The 1,017-nt window shown below is 66.8% G+C and carries 1 protein-coding gene; it reads right to left on the reverse strand.

Features of this window, described 5'->3' with window-relative positions; all coding sequences use genetic code 11:
* Window positions 1–22: 22 nt before the first annotated feature.
* A partial coding sequence (locus tag ABFP37_RS22475) for an IS110 family transposase (protein ID WP_347035029.1) occupies window positions 23–1,017 on the reverse strand: 995 nt, incomplete at its 5' end.

The following is a 1,017-nucleotide window of genomic DNA, read 5'->3' on the forward strand; positions in this document are numbered from 1 at the left end:
GGGGGTGCCTCTATGGTTTTCGTCAAGCGGCTGAGGGTAGCCGGGGTTCGTAGAAGGTGCCGTCCCTGAGCATGGCGTAGAGGGTGTCGCAGCGGCGGCGGGCGAGAGCGATGAGGGCCTGATTGTGGCGTTTGCCTTCGGCTCGTTTCCGGTCGTAGTAGGCCCTCGATAGCGGGTCTTTCAAGGCGGCGAACGCGGAGAGGAACAAGGCTCTTTTGAGGATCTTGTTTCCTTTCCGGGATGGGTGGTCTCCGCGGATGGATGTCCCGGATCGCCAGGTCACGGGGGCAAGGCCTGCGTAGGAAGCCAGGTGTCCTGCGGAGGCGAAGTCTTTGCCGACGATCTCGGTGAGGATCCGTGCTGCGGTCCTGACGCCGACCGCCGGGAGCGACGTCAGGACCGGGTGAAGAGGGTGGGCCTCCACGAGGGCTTCAACCTGGGTGAAGACCGTGTCCCGCGATTCACGGATGTCCGCGAGCATCCGGGCCAGCTGGGGTAGCACGATCGTGGCCGCGTTCGTTCCGACCACTGTCACCGTTTGCTGGTCCAGGGCGTCGATGATCTCACCGGCAAGGCGTTCGCCCATTCGGGGTGCGAGCTTCTTGAGCCGGTTCCCGATCCTGCGCCGGCCGGCATGGCGGAGGGCTTCGGGGGTCGGCCAGGTCCGCAGCAGATCCAACACGGCAGGGTGGTCCAGGCGCGGGCCAAGGACACGCTCCAGTGCCGGGTGGATCTGGGTCAGCAGGCCCCGGATCCGGTTCGATGTCGCGGTGGCCTGTTTGGCCAGGTCGTCGTCGAAGCCGCAGAGCATGGTCAGTTCCGCGAGCTGTTCGTCGGCGATCTGGATGGATCGCAGTGTGTGCGGCATGGTCCGGGCCGCTTCGGCGATGATGAACGCGTCCCGGGCGTCGGTTTTCGCTTCGCCGGGGTGCAGGTCCGCGATCCGGCGCATCGCCAGCCCGGGAAGGTAGCCGACGGTGACACCGGCGGCCTGGGCGACCGCGACCGGCAACGCAC

Origin of the sequence: Burkholderia sp. RS01 (assembly GCF_039748055.1) — a bacterium.
Classification (GTDB): domain Bacteria; phylum Actinomycetota; class Actinomycetes; order Actinomycetales; family Micrococcaceae; genus Arthrobacter.